We start from the raw sequence: 18,244 nt of genomic DNA on the forward strand, positions 1-18,244 counted from the left end.
CTCATGCGCTACGCCATCATCGGGGCCGGACTTGCGGGGTTGACCGCTGCCTATGAGATCTCGCGCCTCGACCCGGATGCCCAGATCGAGGTTTTTGAGGCTGGGGAGCGCATCGGCGGCAAACTCTTCACCGTGCCCTTCGCCTCTGGGCCCACCGACATGGGCGCTGAGGCTTTCCTGGCGCGGCGGGCTGATGCCATGGAGTTCTTCCATTCCCTGGGGCTGCAGGACTCCCTGGTCGCACCCTCGGGCTTAAGTTCCCTGGTTTACTCCGGGGCGCAACTCAACCGTCTTCCCGCTGGCGGGGTGATGGGTATTCCCTCCCACGCTGAACCGGTGCGCGAGCTGGTCTCCGAGGAGACTGCGGCGTGTATCGACGCCGAGGGGGAACAGCCGGCCATCGACTGGCAGGTCGGCGGGGACATGAATGTCGGTGCGCTGGTGCGGGCACGCTATGGCGGTGAGGTCGTCGACCGGGTGGTGTCCGCACTGCTCGGCGGGGTCTACTCCTGCACCGCCGATGACCTGGGTATCCGGGCGACCATCCCGCAGCTGGCTGAGGCACTGGACGCCCTGGCCGGGGAGGGGGAGAAGGTGACCCTCTCTGCCGCGGTGCGCCGCGTGGAGGAGGCCCGGGTCAAGGTGGATGGGCCGGTGTTCAACACCTTCCGTGGGGGTTATGCCGAACTTTATGAGACCCTGGCGGAGAAATCCGGTGCCGATATCTACCTTGATGCCTTCATCTCCGGGGTGTCCCGGGACAAGGAGGGCGCCTTCCTCCTCAAGGGTGGCGGTGAGGGCAGTTATGACCGCCTGCTGCTGACCACCCCGGCACCGACCACCGCGGTCCTGCTGCGTGACCTGGCACCGGAATCCACGGCCGCCCTGAAACAGATCAAGCTGGCCAGTTCCGTGGTGGTGGGCATGCGTTTCGACACCGCCACCGGTCTGCCGCAGAACTCCGGGGTGCTGGTCGCCGCGGATGAACCCGGGGTGCACGCCAAGGCCTTCACCTTCTCCTCCCACAAATGGCCGCACCTGGCGGAACGCGGTGGGGCCCTGATCCGCGCCAGTTTCGGCCGTTTCGGGGATGAAACCCTGGTCCGGGCGGAGGAGGATGACCTGGTCGACCACGCCCTGGATGATCTGCAGAAGATCACCGGTTTTGATGGCCGTGCCGCCGGCCTGGGGGAGATCTACACTCAGCGTTGGTTCGGCGGTCTGCCCCGCTATGACGAGACCCACCTCGCCACTGTCGTCGCCGCCCGCGCGGGACTCGAGCAGGTCTCCGGTATCGAGCTTTCCGGCGCCTGGGCCGGGGGAGTGGGGGTACCCGCGGTGGTCGCCGATGCGCGTGCCGCCGCGGCCCGTCTCGTGGGCTGATCGACCCAGGTTAGTGGCTTAACACACATTCGGGTGCTTCCCGGGAGACGCGGTGGAGTATACCCCCGGTTGACCCCGTACAATGGTCCGCATGACTGCTGCTGATCTGACCTCCGCCAATGTTTCCCGTTCGGCGGAATGGTTCGCCCGTGCCCGCGAAGTGACCCCCGGTGGAGTGAACTCCCCGGTCCGGGCCTTCGGATCCGTGGGGGGGCAGGCCCGTTTCATCTCCTCCGCCCACGGCTCCACCCTGGTGGATGTCGACGGCAATGAATACGTCGACCTGGTTTGTTCCTGGGGGCCGATGATCAGCGGCAACGCCCGCCCCGAGATCGTCGAGGCGGTACAGCGTGCCGCCACCTCCGGACTCTCCTTCGGCACCCCCTCCACCGGAGAGGTGGAACTGGCCCAGGCCATCATTGACCGCACCTCCGCGGAGCAGGTTCGCCTGGTCAACTCGGGCACCGAGGCCACCATGTCCGCGGTCCGCCTGGCCCGCGGTTTCACCGGTCGCCCCAAGATCCTGAAGTTTGAGGGCTGCTACCACGGCCATGTCGACGCCCTGCTGGCCGCCGCCGGTTCCGGGGTCGCCACCTTCGCCCTGCCGGATTCCCCGGGTGTCACCGGTGCCTCCGCCGCCGACACCATCGTCGTCCCCTATAACGACCTGGCCGCCGTGCGTGCCGCCTTCGCCGAGCACCCTGGTGAGATCGCCGCCATCATCACCGAGGCCGCCGCCGGAAATATGGGCACCGTCGCCCCGGTCGAAGGCTTCAACGCCGCCCTGAAGGAGATCGCCCACGCTGATGGTGCCCTACTCATCCTGGATGAGGTCATGACCGGTTTCCGCACCTCCTACAAGGGCTGGTACGGCGTGGACGGGGTCGCCGGTGACCTCAGCACCTTCGGCAAGGTCGTCTCCGGTGGTCTGCCCGCCGCCGCCTTCGGTGGTCGGGCCGACATCATGGCGCACCTGGCACCGGAAGGGCCTGTCTACCAGGCCGGCACCCTCTCCGGTAACCCGGTGGCCGTCGCCGCTGGTCTGGCCTCCCTGAAACTGGCCGATGAAGCCTCCTATGAGGTCCTCAACTCCAACGCCGACCGCCTCAGCGCCTTGATCTCCGAGGCCCTGAGCAGGGAGGGCGTGGCCCACCACATGCAGCGGGCCGCGAACATGTTCTCCATCCGTTTCGCCGAGGGGGAGGGCCACAACTTCGCCGACATGAAGGCCGCCGAGACCTTCCGTTTCCCCGCCTTCTTCCACGCTCTGCTCGATCACGGTGTCTTCGCCCCGCCGAGTGTCTTCGAGACCTGGTTTGTGTCCACAGCCCTGAACGAGGATGATTTCCAGAAGATCGAGCAGGCGCTGGTGCCGGCCGCGAAGGCAGCCGCAGCAGCCAGCGCCCCCAAAAATCAGTAGCGAATGGATGAAAACGCGAAGATGAGCACCACGATTGTGCATCTGGTCCGCCACGGCGAGGTCCACAACCCGACGAGGATCCTCTACGGACGGATCCCCGGCTACCACCTCTCCGCCCGTGGCCGCAGCCAGGCAGCCCGCACCGCCAAGGCCTTCAGCGGCCATGACGTGACCTACCTGGCGGCCTCCCCCCTGGAACGCGCCCAGGAGACCGCCCAACCCTTCAGTGAGGTCACCGGCCTCGACATCAACACCGAGCAGGGTCTGCTGGAGGCCGGCAACCGGTATGAGGGACTCCACGTCAAGGGTTGGCGCAGCCAGCTGTGGAACCCCCTGCGGTGGCCGCTGATGATCAACCCCACCCTGCCCAGCTGGGGTGAGTACTACGTCGACATCGCGGAACGCATGATGGAGACCATTGAGGAGGTGCGGTCCCGGGCCGAGGGGCATGAAGCCATCCTGATCAGCCACCAGCTGCCCATCGTCTGTGTGCAGCGCACCGTGCGCGGCCAGTCCCTGGCTCACAATCCCGCCGCCCGGCAGTGCGACCTGGCTTCGGTGACCTCCCTGGTCTTTGAGGGCAGGAACCTCATCGATGTCGTCTACACCGAACCTGCACAGGAGATCTGATCCACCCGTGACTATGTTCCCTTCCAAGGCGGCCGCCATGGTGGCGACCCTGCTGCTCAGCGCTCTCGCCCTGGGGGCCTGCAGCGTCGAGGACACCGCCACCCAGAACGCCGTCGCCTCCGGCGGCACCTTCGAGTTCCACTCCCCGGGCGGTAACACCGAGATCTTCTACGAAGAGGGAGAGCGCAAACCACTGCCCAACTTCTCCGGGGAATCCCTCATGGAGGAGGGTGTGGAGATCAACCTCGATGACTACGCCGGCCAGGTTGTGGTGCTCAACGCCTGGGGGCAGTGGTGCGCCCCCTGCCGCAGCGAATCCGATGACCTCCAGGTCGCCCACGAGGAACTCCAGGAAGCTGGTGGCACCATCCTCGGCATCAACGTCCGGGACTACAACCGCACCATCGCCCAGGATTTCGTCAGTGACAACGGACTGACCTTCCCCTCCCTCTACGACCCACCGTTCCGCAGTGCGGTGGCACTGGGTGGTGTCCCCACCTCGGTGATCCCCACCACCATTGTCCTGGACAAACAGCACCGCCCGGCAGCAGTCTTCCTGCGGGAGATCACCTATGAGGACATCCTCGACGTGGCCCTGCCCCTGACGGAGGAGGCATGACCTCCCTCCAGGTGATGGCGCAGGCCGGCATCGGCGCGCAGTTCGCCGACATGGCCGTCTCCGGACCCCTGCTGCTGGGGGTTCTGGCCGCCGCGGCTGCCGGGCTGGTCTCCTTCGCCAGCCCCTGCGTCATTCCGCTGGTCCCGGGTTACATGAGCTACCTCACCGGCATCGTCGGTGGGGAGATGAACTACGAAGGCGAGTACGGGCCCAGCGTGGCCCGGAAACGCAACTGGGCGGTCACGCTTGCCGCCGGGCTCTTCATCCTCGGCTTCACCGTGGTCTTTCTCCTGGCCACCGTCACCGTCTTCGGGGCAATCAGCATGTTGACCCTGAACTCCGAGATACTGATGCGCGTAGGTGGGGTGATCACCATCCTCATGGGACTGGTGTTCCTGGGGATGGTGCCCGGCCTGCAGCGCGACACCCGCCTGCAGCCCCGACGCTGGACCACCTGGCTGGGCGCCCCACTCCTGGGCGGGGTCTTCGCTCTCGGCTGGACCCCCTGCCTGGGGCCCACCCTGGCGGCCATCATCTCGGTCTCCGCGGGCACCGAAGGCATGACCGCGGTTCGTGGCATGATCCTGATCATCGGTTATTGCCTCGGCCTGGGACTGCCCTTCATCCTCCTCGCCTTTGGTTCCACCAAGGCGATGAAGGGCGTGGACTTCCTGCGCCGCCACTCCCGCCGCATCCAGCAGATCGGCGGTTGGTTGATGATCGCCGTCGGCATCATGCTGGCCTCCGGGGCCTGGGCCTACTTCATCAACTGGGTCCGGCAGTGGACCGTGGAGTATGGGGCCACCTTGATCTAGCACCACCTGCTGCAGAGAAACTTCCAGAACAGCTCAGAAGGGCCCACCGAACCCGGAACCCCCGGGATGAGGGCTCAATCCCACCGTGCAAGGAGTAGGGCCGACCAAGATGCGGACCGTCATCAAATACCTCAGGAGAGCCTGGAACTGGCTGACCAGCATGCGCACCGCGCTGGCGCTGCTCTTCCTGCTGGCACTCGCCGCAATCCCGGGTGCACTGCTGCCGCAGCGCAACCTCAACGAGACGAATGTCATCGAATACATCGAGAACAACGGCCGGGTCGCCGAGTTCTACGACCGTCTTCAGCTCTTCGATGTCTTCAGCTCCACCTGGTTCCTCGCCATCTTCGTGCTGCTGATGCTCTCCCTGATCGGCTGCATCCTGCCGCGTACCTGGGATCACTACAAGGCGATGAAGACTCCACCGGTGCGGGCACCGAAGGTGCTCTCCCGGCTGCCGCACCACGGTGAGGGGGTCGTCGATAAGCCCATGGCCGAAGTCTCGACCGAGGTCCGCGGCCTGCTTAAGGGCTGGCATCTCTCCGAGACCCCGGCGGAGCAGGACCGTGCCGGGGCATTCTCCTTCGCCGCGGAGAAGGGTTACGCCCGGGAGTTCTTCAACCTGGTATTCCACATCGCGCTGGTGGGCATGCTGATCACCGTGGCCCTGGGCCGCATGCTCTACTACGAGGGCATGGTCATTGTGGTCACCGGCGCCCAGGAGGAGGGCCACAGCGGTGAGTTCTGCAATACCTCCACCGCCAACTTCGACTCCTTCCGGGCCGGACCCCCCTTCGACGGCACGGGCCTGACCCCCTTCTGCTTCGTGGCCCATGACTTCACCGCTGATTACCTGCCCAATGGTCAGGCCGAGATGTTCACCTCGAATATCTCCTATGCCGCCGGGGAGGACATCCTCAGCGATCCGGAGACCTGGGAGGACTACCAGCTGCGGGTCAACAGCCCGCTGCGGGTGGATGGGGACCGCGTCTACCTGCAGGGTCACGGTTATGCCCCGAGCTTCACCGTGGAATGGCCCAATGGCGAAACCCGCACCCAGAATGTGCAGTTCCGCCCCGATGACCTGACCTACTTCCTCTCCTCGGGTGCGCTGCGCTTCGACCCGCCGGCCGGTATGTACCCCGACCTCTTCGAGCGTCGTCAGAACCAGCTGGCCATCCAGGGGCTGTTTGCCCCGACCGCGGAATGGTCCGGTGAGAACGGGGAACTGCTGCAGTCCTCCTACCCGGCGATGCGGGATCCGGCGGTGGCGATCGACATTTACCGGGGTGACAATGGCCTGGACACAGGGCGGGCCCAGTCGATCTTCAGCCTGGACAGCGCCATGATCCACAGCGGCCAGCTGCAGAAGATCGAACGTGTCAACCTCATGGAGGGTGACTCCGTCACCCTGGATGACGGCACCAAGGTCACCTTCAATGGTGCCTATGAGTTCGCCAACTACCAGATCAGCCATGACCCCACCCAGGTCTGGGTGCTGGTCTCTGCGGTGGCGATGCTGGTGGGCCTGGTCGGCTCCCTGATCATCAAGCGTCGCCGCATCTGGGTGCGGTTGCGCCCTGCGGCGGACGGTGGCACCCATATCGAGACCGCCGGCCTGGCGCGCACCGACCGGGCGGGCTGGGGTGAGGAATATGAGGTGGTCCACCGCAAGCTGCTCGGCCTGCCGGATCCGGATGACCTCGATGAGGAGGAGGACGCCGGGAGCGGTGCCTCCGGGGGCAGCCGCTAGCTTCAGGGGCTGAAACCACCAGGGGGGCGGTTTTCTTTCCAGCTGCCCCAACGGGGAGAGGGTGAAGGCGCCGTGGGAGGAAGATCCTCCCACGGCGCCTTTCCCTGCCCGCCATCAAGCTTTAGGATGAAAACCTATCAATCTTTCGAATGATGATGAGGCTCTCCCACATTGAGTTTCCCACCGCTTCGGGGGTATTGTCCTTCAATGGTGCCCATTATCGGGCCGGAACTTCTCACACATTGAAATTGGATAGGGTGTCCACCTGCCATGCCTGTCAACCAGACCCTCGCGTCGTTTTCTGACACAGCCTTCATCACCACCTTCTTCATCTATCTCCTGGCGCTGGTGATCTCGATCTTCCAGTACATCAAGCTCTCCGGGATCCTTGATGCCCGCCGGGAGCGCGAACGTCTGGCCGAGAAGGAACTGATCAGTGTCGGCGCAGGTGTTGAGGGCGCAGCCACCGGCGGTAGCGACTCGGTGGATGGTGGGGATCCGAAGGATAAGGCGGGTATCGCCCGGGAACTGCCGAGCGAGGAGGAACTGAACCTTCGCGAGCTCAAGTCCGATAAGTTGGCGGGCATGGTCCAGTCGCTGGTCTGGCTGGGCATCATCGTCCATGTGGTCAGCATCGTGCTGCGCGGCTTGGCCACCGAACGTTTCCCCTTCGGCAACCTCTATGAGTATGTGCTGATCATCACCGGTTTCACGATGATCGCCTCCGCCATCGTCTTCCAGCGTCGAGAGTGGCGCGGGATGTGGCCCTGGGTGCTGACCCCCATGCTGGCACTGCTGTTCTACGGTGGCGGCAAGCTCTATGCCGAAGCTGCCCCGGTTGTTCCGGCACTGCAGTCCTACTGGTTCCCCATCCACGTCTCCACCGTCTCCATCGGTGGTGCCATCGGCATGGTCTCCGGAATCGCCTCCCTGCTGTACCTGCTGCGCATGTGGCAGCCCAAGGGTAAGGAGCACGGTTTCTTCGGCGCTGTGGTCCGCCCGCTGCCCTCCGCCAAGGTCCTAGATGGCGTGGCCTACAAGACCGCCATCATCGCCCTGCCGGTCTTCGGCCTGGGCGTGGTGCTCGGCGCCATCTGGGCGGAAGCTGCCTGGGGTCGCTTCTGGGGCTGGGACCCGAAGGAGACCATGTCCTTCGTCACCTGGATCCTCTACGCCGCTTACCTGCACGCCCGGGCCACGGCCGGCTGGCGTGACTCCAAGGCCGCCTGGATCAACGTCCTGGCGTTGGCGGCGATGATCTTCAATCTCTTCTTCATCAATATCGTGGTCGCCGGCCTGCACTCCTACGCTGGCCTGAACTAGGCCCCTGAGGTGTGAGCAGTCCAGATTCCACACCTGGGCGAGCACCGCAGTATTTTCTGTGAAGTGTTTTTGGGCCCTCCACCTTTGGGGAGGGCCCCCTTGTGCTGGGTTGCCTGAGGCTTGTGAAAAAGAAGTCAGGCCACCTGACAATAATGTCCGTTTAGCTCAAAATCACCCCCGGATGTCCCTGACTGGTCACACCTGTCCCCAAGTATTAGGAATAAGTGATCCGTGCTACATACCCTTGTGGCATGCGACACAATACGAGAGCCTCCCTTTCCGTGGTGACCATGCTCGCGCTGGTGGTCTCCGGCGCCTCGGTCGCTTCCGCCCGCACCCTGGCAGATGACCAGCCCGCCGGAACCCCGGGGGTACAGCAGGTTGTTTCAGCTCCCCAGGATGGTGGCCCCGCCATCACCCTGACACCGGGGGAGGTGTCCGAGGAGGTCCCGGTGGAGGAGCGTCTGCGCGCGGCCCATGAGGAGTGGATCGCATTCAATGAGATCCCCCGCCGCGCTGACCTGGATGCGATCGCCGCGGAATACGTGGCTGGCGCACCTGAAGCGGAATGGAACTATCAGGAGGATGTCGTCGGTATCGAGATCGCCGTCATCGGCGATCCGGGCGGCGCCTTCGTACAGATCGCCCGCTTCGATCTGGAGGAGGCCGAGGAGTGGGCGCAGCGGGGGCTGGTGGATGAGATCCCCGCCGAGGACGGGGTTCCCACCGGTTTCGCGATGGAACGCATCGGCGACTATATCTACGCTTCCCTGGTCTTTGATTACAGCGAGAATTATCCGGACCTGGCCCGGGTCTGATCCTTGCCGCTGGTCATAACCCTCCAGGGGTAGAGCCTGGGGGGTGCAGGCGCTGTCGACGGTCCTGGTCGCAGCGCCACTGGACCGTCGTTTCCCCCCCAGGGGGCATCCTCGGACTCTTAGGTGGATATGGGGGTAAAGGGGGGTCGCCCCCTCTGGTCATACCTGTTCTCTTGAGCTGGGAAAAATTTTCATTAGAACTAGGATATGTGACATGAAACACATAAGGAAGTTCTCCATTTCCCTCCTAGCCCTCGCCGCACTTGCCCTCTCCGGCACCACCACCGCCACCGCCCAGACCAGTGATCTCAGCTCAGCGCTCTTCGGCAGCAGCTCGGTAGCAGCCCCCACCGAGCTGGACCGCTCCCAGGCCAATCTGATCGCGGCCTATGAGGACTGGATCAGGGCAAGAAATATCATCCGTCGCGCCGACCTGGATCGCTTCGCCCGGGACTACGCGGAACTCTCCCTGGAGGAGACCTGGTCCTACTACCGTGACCCTTCGGATCTTTACATCACCGAGGGATATGACGACTGGGGCAATGGCATCCAGATCATCCGGTACACCGGGGAACAGGCCGACTACTGGGCGGCCGGGGATCTGATGAGCATCCTTGATCCGGAGTACACCGGCCCGATGGGTTTGGCCGCCAGCAATGACGGCGAGTTCATCTACATCGTCTTCTTCACTGAGGCAGACTACGGCTACTGATCCCTGACCACCCCAGTCTCAACCGCCCCCACCCAGACACCTTCCCCTCCCCGGTCTGCGCGCCCCCTGACCGGGGACAGTATCTTTCAGGCGGGGGCTCAAGGGGGAAGACTCTCGGCTGCTGCGGGTTTCCACGCCAGGGGTGGGAACCGCGTAATCTGACAGATGATTCAAGTAGATGGATGATGGAGTGTTAAATGTCTGGTCCCCGCCGCAAAACCGGCAAGCCCGCAGGTGATGTCCCCGAACTGCTCGCCCTGGGTGAGCAATTGGCGGAGCGTCGCCGCAACCTGGGTCGGCTGCAGCAGGATCTGGCCGATCAGGCAGGTGTCTCCCGCTCCACCCTGCACACCATTGAACATGGGGGTGCCGGGGTGCGCTGGGAGAAGATCGTCTCGGTGGCCGCCGCCCTCGACATGGAGCTGAAGCTCATCGAGAACACGGATGGGCCGAAGGAAGATCAGGCCCCGGGGGAGCTGGCCTGAGTGCGCATCCTGGTCACCGGGGGTGCCGGTTTCATCGGCTCCAACTTCGTCCACCGCACCCTGAGCACCCGCCCCGACACCCAGGTCGTGGTGCTCGACGCCATGACCTATGCCGCTAACCCGGAGAACCTGGCCGGACTGGACCCGCAACGTTGCCGCCTGGTGGAGGGGGATGTCTGTGATGTGGAACTGGTGGATGAGCTGATGGCTGAGGCGGATCTGGTGGTCCACTTCGCCGCAGAGAGCCACAATGACAACTCCCTGCACAACCCCCTGGCCTTCACCCGCAGCAATGTGGAGGGCACCGTGGTGCTGATCAACGCGGCCACCAGGCATGATGTGCGCTTCCACCACATCTCCACCGATGAGGTCTTCGGCGATCTGGCCCTGGATGACCCGGCGCGCTTCACCCCGGACACCCCCTACAACCCCAGCTCGCCCTATTCGGCGTCCAAGGCGGCCAGTGATCATTTCGTCCGCGCCTTCGTCCGGTCCCATGGGCTCCGGGCCACCATCTCCAACTGCTCCAATAACTACGGCCCACGCCAGCATCCCGAGAAGTTCATTCCCCGCCAGATCCTTAATCTCCTGGCCGGTGAGGAACCCCGGGTCTACGGCACGGGTGAGAATGTGCGGGACTGGATCCACGTGGATGATCACAATGATGCGGTGTGGACCATCATCGAGAAGGGTGAGATCGGTCAGACCTATCTGATCGGCGCGGATGGGGAGCACGACAACCTGGCGGTGGTGGCCGAACTGAACCGTGTTTTCGGCCGGGAGCCGGGGGCCTTCCTCCATGTCACGGACCGCCCCGGACACGATCGTCGATACGCGATCGATGCGAGCTCCACCCTGGCCCTGGGTTGGGAGCCGCGGCACCGCGACTTCCGCGCCGGGTTGCGTGAGACCGTGGAATGGTACCGGGGGAACCCCGGGTGGTGGGAAAGGGCCCGCGAGGCCACAGAAAGTGCTTATCGACGCCGCGAAGTACAGCTGCCCAAGTAGGATCGGGGGCATGCTGCATGAAATAGAGCAACTGCCCGGTGTCCTGCATTCCCGCCCGAAGATTCACCCGGATTCCCGGGGTGTCTTCAATGAATGGTTCAAGGCCTCGGCCTTCGAGGAAGCCACCGGTTATCCCTTCGATCTGCAGCAGGCCAATCTCTCCACCTCAACGGCGGGGGTGTTGCGGGGCCTGCACTATGCGGAGGTGCCGCCGGGGCAGGCGAAGTTCATCTCCTGTGTGGCTGGCCGGATTCTGGATGTGGCGGTGGATGTGCGCCGCGGTTCGGAGACCTTCGGGCGGCATATCGCGGTGGAGCTGAGCGCGGAGAACCGGGAGGGGTTGTATATTCCGGTGGGTTTCGCCCACGGTTTTCTCGCTCTGGAGGACTCAACTGTGGCCTACCTGACCAGCTCCGAGTATCTGCCCGGGGTGGAGCACGCCATTGATCCTTTTGATGCGGAGCTGGGTATCGACTGGCCGGACATGGACTATCTCCTCTCCGAGAAGGATCAGAAGGCCCCTTCCCTGCAGAAGGCGTTACTGCCGGAGTTTGATGAGTGTCGTGCCTTTGAGAATTTGCTGCGGGATGGTTGGGTCATCGCCAATGAAGGAGCGGGGGAGTGAAGGGGATCATCCTGGCCGGTGGCACCGGATCCCGTCTCCGCCCGATCACCTACGGCATCTCCAAACAGCTGGTCCCAGTCTATGACAAACCGATGATCTACTATCCGTTGTCCACGCTGATGCTGGCCGGTATCACCGATATCCTGGTCATCACCACCCCTGAGGATCGGGGCCAATTCGAAAGACTGCTGGGTGATGGCTCCCAGTTCGGCATCGCCTTGAGCTATGTGGAACAGGATGCTCCCCGGGGCCTGGCGGAGGCATTCATTCTCGGCGCCGAGCATATCGGTGAGGACTCCGTGGCGCTGGTGCTCGGTGACAATATTTTCTATGGCGCGGGCCTGGGAACTCAGCTGCGGCGCTACACCGAACCTGAGGGTGGGGCCATCTTCGCCTACTGGGTGTCCAATCCGGAGGCTTATGGGGTGGTGGACTTCGATGAGCAGGGGCAGGCTCTCTCCCTGGCGGAGAAACCGGCGGAACCCAGTTCCAATTATGCGGTGCCGGGTCTGTATTTCTATGACAATGAGGTCATTGACATCGCCCGTTCCCTCACCCCCTCCGCCCGGGGTGAGCTGGAGATCACCGACATCAACAATGAATACCTGCGCCGCGGGAAACTGCAGGTGGAGGTGCTGCCACGTGGTACTGCCTGGCTGGATACCGGGACCGTGGACCTGCTCATGGCGGCGGCTGATTTCGTCCGCACCATTGAGCAGCGTCAGGGGTTGAAGATCGGCTCCCCGGAGGAGGTGGCCTGGCGGATGGGCTATATCAATGATGAACAGCTCTGTGCCCGCGCGGCGGCGCTGAAGGCTTCCGGTTACGGGGATTATCTCTTGGACACCCTCCGGCGGGAACGGCCGGCACGCTAGGTTGTGAAACCATGTGGCCCACCCTGATTTTCAGGTTGCCCTGGTTGGTGGGTCAGGTCCGGTTATTTCTTGCGCTGCCCACCTTCTGGTTCTTCTGGCCCTTCCGGGGTGCCGTCGGCAGGGGTGCTGCCACCGCCACCGCCGCCGGCTGAGGGTGGCCCCTCAGTGGAGCCCTGCGGCCCCAGAGTGCCTTCCGCAGCTCCTCGCACTGAACCGCCCGGGGCGGCACCAGGTGGGGCCTGATAGCGCTCCTGGGCACGTTTCATTCGCTCGGCTTCTTCGCGGGCCGCTTCCTCTCGGGCACGGCGCTGCTTGAAGCGGTCCTTCTCGAGGCTCCAGAGGAATTCCTCGTCATCATCAGGACCCTTGATCTCGCGGGGCGGTGCCTGGCCCTTGAGCTGGTTCTTCTTCCAGCTTTTGGGGCCGAAGGCCTTCCAGAGCAGCACCACGGCCACAATGATCAGGATCAGCAGTAGTACTCGTCCCATGTCTCCTCCTTCTTATCTATCCAGAGTACGGGTTTGGCTGCTTCTGAAGTAGGGTCGGAGGGGTGAGCACCCCAGATTTCCCCGATCAGAACAGTGTGCCGGAGTCCGTAGCCACCCCAGCCGAAAACTCCGCCCCCCAGCAGCTGAATGAGGCCCCGCAGCAGGATCCGGCGCTGAAGAAGAAGCGTAACCGGGCCCTGCTGAAATATGGTCTGGCCCGGCTGGGTCTCTTCCTGCTTCTCACGGTGGTCATCCATGGCGCGGCGATTCTGATCGGCGCCCCGGTGCCGCTGGTGATGTCGGCGCTGCTGGCGTTGATCGTGGCTTTCCCGCTGTCCATGTTGCTCTTCGCGGGGCTGCGCACCGAGGCCACGGAAACGGTTGCGGAGCTAAGTGCCCAGCGTAAGGCCCATAAGGCCTGGGTCGCCCAAGAGCTTGCGGAGCGCTGAGTCGCTTTTCGGCTTTCCCCCTCGGCCACACCCCTGGTATCTGACACGCCCTGATATCTGAAACCCCCGTCCCCGCCAGCTGGTGGTGCGGCGGGGTTTTTAGCGTCCGAAGAGCAGTGCGATCACCAGCATCGCCGGGAGGGCGGCGAAGGTGGTGAGGAATACCGAGTCCCGGGCGACGACCTCCCCCTTGCGGTAGGTGGCGGCGTAGTTGTAGACATTCTGCGCGGTGGGCAGTGCCGCCAGGATGACGGCGGCGTAGAGGGCGTCGGTGTCCAGCCGCAGAGCCAGTCCCAGCCCCAGGGCGATCAGGGGCATGCCCACCAGTTTGATGGTGGTGGCGGTCAGGACCGAGGCGCGGTCCGCGGTGGAGTTGAGCACCCTGGTGGTGGTGAGGGAGGCGCCGAAGCTGAGCAGGATCATGGGGATGGAGGCACCGCCGAGGATCTCGAAGGGGGCCATCACCGGTGCGGGGACCTCCCACTGCATCAGGCAGACCACCAGGCCGGCGACGGAGCCGAGCACGATGGGGCTGAAGAGGGAGTTCTTGATCACGTGCAGAATCTTGCGGCGGGAGCTGTGTCGCTTGCCGTCATCACTGAGTCCACTGGCACCACCGCTGACGGAGAGGGCGGCGAGCATCAGCGGGGTGAAGACCACCAGTTGGAGCACCAGGACGGGGGCAACATAAGCGCCGGTGCCCAGGACGTAGATGCTGACGGGCAGGCCGATATTGTTGGAGTTGACGTAGGCGGCGGCTGAGGCCCCCATCGCGGTGGTGGGGATATCGCGTTTGAAGAAGATCACGGAGATGACGCAGAAGAGCAGGGCGGTCAGGGCGGTGGCCAGGAAGATCACCCCGATCACCGGGGAGAAGAGCTCGGCCGGGTCGGAGGTGGCCACCACGTTGAAGAGCAGGGCGGGGGTGGCGGCGTAGAAGGCCACCCGGTTGAGCACCAGCCGCTGTTTCTCCCCCTGGATGATGCCCTTTGCAGAGAGCAGGAAGCCGATGAAGATGATCGACAGGATGATGGCGAATCCGGTGATGATGCCGAGCATGGTCCCGCCTCCCTAGAGCCCGAGGACCAGGGCGACGGTGGTCAGGACAGACCAGGCCAGCATGGTCTTTCCGGTGGCCCCGATCACCGGGATCAGGTCCTTGCCGGTCTTGAGGCGCACGATGGGGGAGGCACCCTTGATGGCCAGCGGGAAGAGGATCAGGCCGATCAGTGCCGGGATGGTGGCGAAGGCCAGGACCACGGAAGCCAGGAAGGGCATGCAGAGCAGCACCCGGTAGAGGATCCGGGAGTTGCGGTCACCCAGACGTACCGCCAGGGTGATCTTGCCGGCCTCCTCATCGGAGGGGATGTCGCGGATATTGTTGGCCAGGTTCACCGAGGCGGAGATGGAGCCGATGGCGATGGCGGCGACCAGTCCCTGCCAGCTGACCGCACCCCGCTGGGTGAACTCGGTGCCCATGACGGCGACCAGACCGAAGAAGATGAACACCGCCACCTCTCCCAGGCCGCGGTAGCCATAGGGGTTTTTGCCACCGGTGTAGAACCAGGCACCGAGGATGCAGATGGCACCGATGATGATGAACCACCAGGCGCTCGCCAGACTGAGTGCGATGCCGGCGATACCGGCGAGACCGAAGGAGAGGAAGGCGGCGGCCTTGACCTGCCCGGGCCGGGCCAGACCGGAACCGGTCAGCCGCAGCGGCCCGGTGCGGTCCTCATCGGTGCCGCGGATACCATCGGAGTAGTCGTTGGCGTAGTTCACGCCGACGATCAGCGCCCAGGCGACCACCAGGGCCAGCAGGGCACGCCACCAGCTGAATCCGTCATGGAAGGCAGCGACACCGGAACCGACCAGGACAGGGGAGAAGGCGTTGGCCCAGGTCTGTGGGCGGGCTCCGGTGAGCCAGTCCCGGAGGGTGGCTCGGGGCTGCGGGGTGGTGGTGAGGGGCTCAGACATAATCCCTATTCTTCCCCACGGTGGCTGGGGAGGGGGAGTCGAGGGTGGGTACCCCCTGATGGTGGTGGCCCCAGGTCAACCCGGAATCCACTGAGAACAATCCAAAGGGATGATGTGATTATCACGTCCCAAAGGCGAAGATCCGGCAACTTTCCGCGCCGAAGTGTCCCCCTGCGGATCGGGGTTATAGGGTCGGGGGAGTTATGGCCGCCTCCTCAAGTAGGGACGGTGCAGACAAGCGAATCGATGTCGAGAAGATCAGGTGGGAAAGAACAACGTGTGGATCGGTTATGCCGTGGGACAGTTCGCGAGTTTCTTCCTGACCCTGCTCCGGATGATCCCCCTGGCCCTGGCGAACCGTCTCAGCCGTTCCCGGGTGCCGCGGGAGGGTGAGGTCATCATCTCCCTGACCTCCCACGGCAACCGGATCAACCGGGTGCACTACACCCTGGAATCCATCTTCCGGGGTCATGAAAAGGCCCCGGTGGTGCTCTGGCTGGATCGGGCCGATTATGAGGCTGAGTGGCCGGTGACACTGCGCCGCCTGGTCACACGTGGCCTTCAGGTGCGCTGTTCCGATGGGGATTATGGCCCACACACCAAGTACTGGGGTCAGTTTCGTGAGGTGGCCGGCAGCGGGACCAGGGTGGTCACCGTCGATGATGACATGATCTACCCGGAATGGTTCCTGCAGCGTCTGTTGTTCATCGGGGATCTGCGCCTGGACGCGGTGATCGCCTACCGGGCCCACCGCATTGAACTGCGGGAGGGTAAGATGCTGCCCTACACGAAATGGACCGCCGCGGACACCTGCGCGGCATCGGTGCTGCATTTCGCCACCGGGGTCTCCGGGGTGATGTACCCGGCGAGCTTCATCGACTATGTGGTGGCGCAGGGGGATGTGTTCACCGGGCTCTCCCCCCGGGCCGATGATGTCTGGCTGCATGCCTGCGCGCTACGGTCCGGACACCCCATCCGGCAGGTCTACGCCCAACCCCGCCACTTTGCGGTGGTGCCCACCACCCAGGTGGGGGCCCTGGTGGTTGGCAACACCCTCATGGGTGGCAATGATGAGCAGATCAGGCGGGTCTACACCCAGGAGGACATGGACCTCCTGCTGGGCGCGCATGACCGGGAGGACTAGAAGAGCTTCTCGACGCCCCGGCGATCCACCTTGCCCGGCCCGATCAAGGGCAGCTCATCCAGATGACGCAGCTCCTTCGGCAGCTGCCAGCGCGGCAGCTCATCCAACCCCTCGATCACCTGCTCCGGGGTGGCACCACCCGAATAGGCGGCGACGATGGCTTGCCCCAGCCGAGGATGGGGGATCCCGACCACACAGGCCCCGGTGACCCCCGGAACCCCCAGGAGGGCCTGCTCCAGCACCTCCGGGTGGAGCTTGAGACCCCCGGAATCGATCACCGAATCCAGCCGCCCCTGCACCTTGAGCACCCCCTCCTGCAGTTCCCCCGTATCAGAGGTGGCGAACCAGCCGGGTTCAGCGAAGGCCTCATGATCGGGAAGATTGCGATAACCCTGGGCGATCATCGGCCCACCCAGGTGGATCCGCCCATTGCGCACCTTCATCCGGGCACCGGGAAGGGGATGGCCGTCATAGACACAACCCCCGGCGGTCTCGGAGGAGCCGTAGGTGGTCACGATCTTGATGCCCAGTTCCTCGGCGGCGCGCCGGGTCTGGGGGTTCAGGGCGGCACCGCCGATCAGGAGGGCGTCGAAAAGCCTCAGGGCCTCAATGCCTTCGAGGGTGTCCATGGCTTTGGCGAGCTGCATCGGGGCCAGTGAGGTGTAGAGGCGGTCCCCGGTCTCGGCCAGTTCGCGGGTGGCGGCGAGGAAGGCGGGGATCTGGAAACCATTGCTGAGGTCCAGAGCCAGGGGTTCGACCCCGGCGATCAGGGAACGGATGAGCACCTGGATGCCGGCGATGTGGTGGGCGGGCATGGGCAGCAGCCACTGTCCCTCCCCGCCGAGGTAGTGGTGGGTGGCATCCGCTGAGCTGACCAGGTTGCGGGCGGTGAGCTGGGCTCCCTTGGGGGTGCCGGTGGATCCTGAGGTGGCCATCACCAGGGCGATGGAGCCGTCGATGGGGCGGCCCACGTGCTGGGTGTCGCGCAGCAGCTGGGTGCGGGAGCGGTCATGCAGGGGGACCGGCAGGAGGCAGCGTTGCCCGGCGATCGCCTCCTCCAGGTCAGTGAGAATGGCGGTGGGGTTGGCGGGGTCGACCGGGAGGGGTTCAAGGATGCGGGCAGCCATGTCCCTGAGTCTAATCCCGGCCCGGGGTATTTCCGGGGTGGAAATAGCGGAGCGGGGTGCCGACCTGGGGAATGGTCGGCACCACGCGGGGTTGAGAGAGGTTCCCGGGGGACTGGATTTCAGGGCATCCCAGGGGTGCTGGGGGGGGGGATTAGGCGAAGGTTGCTTCCTGCTGGGTGGAGCTGCGTCGGGCACTGATGAGGGTGTCCATGCTGTAGCGGCCGGCACCCAGGGCGGCCAGGGCGATGGTGCCGGCGGAGATGGCGCCGACCAGTTCCCAGCCGCCGTTGCCGACGAAGATGCCGTAGGGCAGGTGGGCGAAGATGGCGGCACCGGCCATGACCAAGGTGATCACAATCCCGACGATAGGGGTGAAGAGGCCGAGGATCAGGAGGGCGCCACCGATGATCTCGATGAGGGCGACGACGGGGGCGGCGACACTGGCGGCCGGGATGCCGATGGAGTCGAAGTAGCCGGAGATGCCTTCCAGGCCGGTGATCTGGAACTTGTCCCAGCCGTGGGCGATCAGGATGACACCGAGCAGGACACGGGAAAGCAGTAGCGCAATCTCTTTGATGTTTGACATGTCAATT

The 18,244-nt window shown here is 64.4% G+C and carries 19 protein-coding genes and 1 pseudogene; 15 read left to right on the forward strand and 5 right to left on the reverse strand.

Annotation, left to right across the window (positions count from 1 at the left end):
• The first annotated feature begins 3 nt into the window (after nt 1-3).
• From COCCU_RS01965 to rfbA, 13 genes are all read left to right on the forward strand, one after another.
• Nucleotides 4-1,383, forward strand: coding sequence for a protoporphyrinogen oxidase (locus COCCU_RS01965; protein ID WP_156229925.1), 1,380 nt, complete (start codon nt 4-6; stop codon nt 1,381-1,383).
• Between the two features lie 82 nt (nt 1,384-1,465).
• On the forward strand, nt 1,466-2,803 hold the full coding sequence (hemL, locus tag COCCU_RS01970) for a glutamate-1-semialdehyde 2,1-aminomutase (RefSeq protein ID WP_197088410.1): 1,338 nt from the start codon (nt 1,466-1,468) through the stop codon (nt 2,801-2,803).
• A 21-nt stretch (nt 2,804-2,824) separates the two neighbouring features.
• Complete coding sequence (locus tag COCCU_RS01975) at nt 2,825-3,433, forward strand: histidine phosphatase family protein (protein ID WP_156229926.1); 609 nt, start codon at nt 2,825-2,827, stop codon at nt 3,431-3,433.
• Between the two features lie 13 nt (nt 3,434-3,446).
• The gene (locus COCCU_RS01980; protein ID WP_156232508.1) at nt 3,447-4,052 is read left to right on the forward strand and encodes a TlpA family protein disulfide reductase; all 606 of its coding nucleotides are present in this window, start codon (nt 3,447-3,449) and stop codon (nt 4,050-4,052) included.
• Nucleotides 4,049-4,867: a cytochrome c biogenesis CcdA family protein gene (locus COCCU_RS01985; RefSeq protein WP_156229927.1), complete on the forward strand. Its 819-nt coding sequence runs from the start codon at nt 4,049-4,051 to the stop codon at nt 4,865-4,867. The genes COCCU_RS01980 and COCCU_RS01985 overlap by 4 nt, the downstream gene beginning before the upstream one ends.
• 109 nt (nt 4,868-4,976) lie before the next feature.
• Entirely contained in the window at nt 4,977-6,620 is a 1,644-nt protein-coding gene (locus COCCU_RS01990; protein WP_156229928.1) for a cytochrome c biogenesis protein ResB, read from the forward strand.
• Nucleotides 6,621-6,890: 270 nt separating this feature from the next.
• Complete coding sequence (gene ccsB, locus COCCU_RS01995; RefSeq protein ID WP_156229929.1) at nt 6,891-7,943, forward strand: c-type cytochrome biogenesis protein CcsB; 1,053 nt, start codon at nt 6,891-6,893, stop codon at nt 7,941-7,943.
• 251 nt (nt 7,944-8,194) lie between these two features.
• On the forward strand, nt 8,195-8,761 hold the full coding sequence (locus tag COCCU_RS02000; protein WP_156229930.1) for a hypothetical protein: 567 nt from the start codon (nt 8,195-8,197) through the stop codon (nt 8,759-8,761).
• A gap of 214 nt (nt 8,762-8,975) precedes the next feature.
• The gene (locus tag COCCU_RS02005) at nt 8,976-9,473 is read left to right on the forward strand and encodes a hypothetical protein (RefSeq protein WP_156229931.1); all 498 of its coding nucleotides are present in this window, start codon (nt 8,976-8,978) and stop codon (nt 9,471-9,473) included.
• 197 nt (nt 9,474-9,670) lie between these two features.
• Nucleotides 9,671-9,958 (forward strand): helix-turn-helix domain-containing protein, encoded by a 288-nt coding sequence (locus tag COCCU_RS02010; protein ID WP_156229932.1) that lies wholly within the window; start codon nt 9,671-9,673, stop codon nt 9,956-9,958.
• Nucleotides 9,959-10,966, forward strand: coding sequence for a dTDP-glucose 4,6-dehydratase (rfbB, locus tag COCCU_RS02015; RefSeq protein ID WP_156229933.1), 1,008 nt, complete (start codon nt 9,959-9,961; stop codon nt 10,964-10,966).
• A gap of 10 nt (nt 10,967-10,976) precedes the next feature.
• Nucleotides 10,977-11,591 (forward strand): dTDP-4-dehydrorhamnose 3,5-epimerase, encoded by a 615-nt coding sequence (gene rfbC, locus COCCU_RS02020; protein WP_156229934.1) that lies wholly within the window; start codon nt 10,977-10,979, stop codon nt 11,589-11,591.
• Nucleotides 11,588-12,466: a glucose-1-phosphate thymidylyltransferase RfbA gene (gene rfbA, locus COCCU_RS02025; RefSeq protein ID WP_156229935.1), complete on the forward strand. Its 879-nt coding sequence runs from the start codon at nt 11,588-11,590 to the stop codon at nt 12,464-12,466. The genes rfbC and rfbA overlap by 4 nt, the downstream gene beginning before the upstream one ends.
• A gap of 233 nt (nt 12,467-12,699) precedes the next feature.
• On the opposite strand, the pseudogene COCCU_RS02030 reads toward rfbA, so the two are convergent.
• Nucleotides 12,700-12,954: pseudogene (locus COCCU_RS02030) on the reverse strand (hypothetical protein); the annotation flags it as partial.
• A gap of 143 nt (nt 12,955-13,097) precedes the next feature.
• Between COCCU_RS02030 and COCCU_RS02035 the strand changes: the two are divergent.
• On the forward strand, nt 13,098-13,403 hold the full coding sequence (locus tag COCCU_RS02035) for a DUF4229 domain-containing protein (RefSeq protein ID WP_156232510.1): 306 nt from the start codon (nt 13,098-13,100) through the stop codon (nt 13,401-13,403).
• A 99-nt stretch (nt 13,404-13,502) separates the two neighbouring features.
• On the opposite strand, the gene COCCU_RS02040 is transcribed toward COCCU_RS02035, so the two are convergent.
• The gene (locus COCCU_RS02040) at nt 13,503-14,462 is read right to left on the reverse strand and encodes an AEC family transporter (protein ID WP_156229936.1); all 960 of its coding nucleotides are present in this window, start codon (nt 14,460-14,462) and stop codon (nt 13,503-13,505) included.
• A gap of 12 nt (nt 14,463-14,474) precedes the next feature.
• Nucleotides 14,475-15,380, reverse strand: coding sequence for a 1,4-dihydroxy-2-naphthoate polyprenyltransferase (locus tag COCCU_RS02045; RefSeq protein ID WP_156229937.1), 906 nt, complete (start codon nt 15,378-15,380; stop codon nt 14,475-14,477).
• 277 nt (nt 15,381-15,657) lie between these two features.
• Here COCCU_RS02045 and COCCU_RS02050 point away from each other — a divergent pair, with 277 nt between their 5' ends.
• Entirely contained in the window at nt 15,658-16,524 is an 867-nt protein-coding gene (locus COCCU_RS02050; protein ID WP_156232512.1) for a glycosyltransferase, read from the forward strand.
• Here COCCU_RS02050 and menE read toward each other — a convergent pair.
• Together menE and COCCU_RS02060 are read right to left on the reverse strand one after the other, a co-directional pair.
• Nucleotides 16,521-17,651: an o-succinylbenzoate--CoA ligase gene (gene menE / locus COCCU_RS02055; RefSeq protein WP_156229938.1), complete on the reverse strand. Its 1,131-nt coding sequence runs from the start codon at nt 17,649-17,651 to the stop codon at nt 16,521-16,523. The two genes, COCCU_RS02050 and menE, sit on opposite strands and share 4 nt — an antisense overlap.
• A gap of 151 nt (nt 17,652-17,802) precedes the next feature.
• Nucleotides 17,803-18,237, reverse strand: coding sequence for a DoxX family protein (locus COCCU_RS02060; RefSeq protein ID WP_156229939.1), 435 nt, complete (start codon nt 18,235-18,237; stop codon nt 17,803-17,805).
• Nucleotides 18,238-18,244 lie beyond the last annotated feature (7 nt).

Origin of the sequence: Corynebacterium occultum (genome assembly GCF_009734425.1) — a bacterium.
Lineage (GTDB): Bacteria > Actinomycetota > Actinomycetes > Mycobacteriales > Mycobacteriaceae > Corynebacterium > Corynebacterium occultum.

What these genes read in the sequence shown, in the direction of transcription:
- COCCU_RS02060 (WP_156229939.1), bottom strand. Translation starts at nt 18,237, where the DNA reads ATGTCAAACATCAAAGAGATTGCGCTACTGCTTTCCCGTGTCCTGCTC.
- COCCU_RS01975 (WP_156229926.1), top strand. Translation starts at nt 2,825, where the DNA reads ATGAGCACCACGATTGTGCATCTGGTCCGCCACGGCGAGGTCCACAAC.
- COCCU_RS02005 (WP_156229931.1), top strand. Translation starts at nt 8,976, where the DNA reads ATGAAACACATAAGGAAGTTCTCCATTTCCCTCCTAGCCCTCGCCGCA.
- ccsB (WP_156229929.1), top strand. Translation starts at nt 6,891, where the DNA reads ATGCCTGTCAACCAGACCCTCGCGTCGTTTTCTGACACAGCCTTCATC.
- menE (WP_156229938.1), bottom strand. Translation starts at nt 17,651, where the DNA reads ATGGCTGCCCGCATCCTTGAACCCCTCCCGGTCGACCCCGCCAACCCC.
- COCCU_RS02040 (WP_156229936.1), bottom strand. Translation starts at nt 14,462, where the DNA reads ATGCTCGGCATCATCACCGGATTCGCCATCATCCTGTCGATCATCTTC.
- rfbC (WP_156229934.1), top strand. Translation starts at nt 10,977, where the DNA reads ATGCTGCATGAAATAGAGCAACTGCCCGGTGTCCTGCATTCCCGCCCG.
- hemL (WP_197088410.1), top strand. Translation starts at nt 1,466, where the DNA reads ATGGTCCGCATGACTGCTGCTGATCTGACCTCCGCCAATGTTTCCCGT.
- COCCU_RS01980 (WP_156232508.1), top strand. Translation starts at nt 3,447, where the DNA reads ATGTTCCCTTCCAAGGCGGCCGCCATGGTGGCGACCCTGCTGCTCAGC.
- COCCU_RS01985 (WP_156229927.1), top strand. Translation starts at nt 4,049, where the DNA reads ATGACCTCCCTCCAGGTGATGGCGCAGGCCGGCATCGGCGCGCAGTTC.
- COCCU_RS02000 (WP_156229930.1), top strand. Translation starts at nt 8,195, where the DNA reads ATGCGACACAATACGAGAGCCTCCCTTTCCGTGGTGACCATGCTCGCG.
- COCCU_RS01965 (WP_156229925.1), top strand. Translation starts at nt 4, where the DNA reads ATGCGCTACGCCATCATCGGGGCCGGACTTGCGGGGTTGACCGCTGCC.
- COCCU_RS01990 (WP_156229928.1), top strand. Translation starts at nt 4,977, where the DNA reads ATGCGGACCGTCATCAAATACCTCAGGAGAGCCTGGAACTGGCTGACC.
- COCCU_RS02045 (WP_156229937.1), bottom strand. Translation starts at nt 15,380, where the DNA reads ATGTCTGAGCCCCTCACCACCACCCCGCAGCCCCGAGCCACCCTCCGG.
- COCCU_RS02010 (WP_156229932.1), top strand. Translation starts at nt 9,671, where the DNA reads ATGTCTGGTCCCCGCCGCAAAACCGGCAAGCCCGCAGGTGATGTCCCC.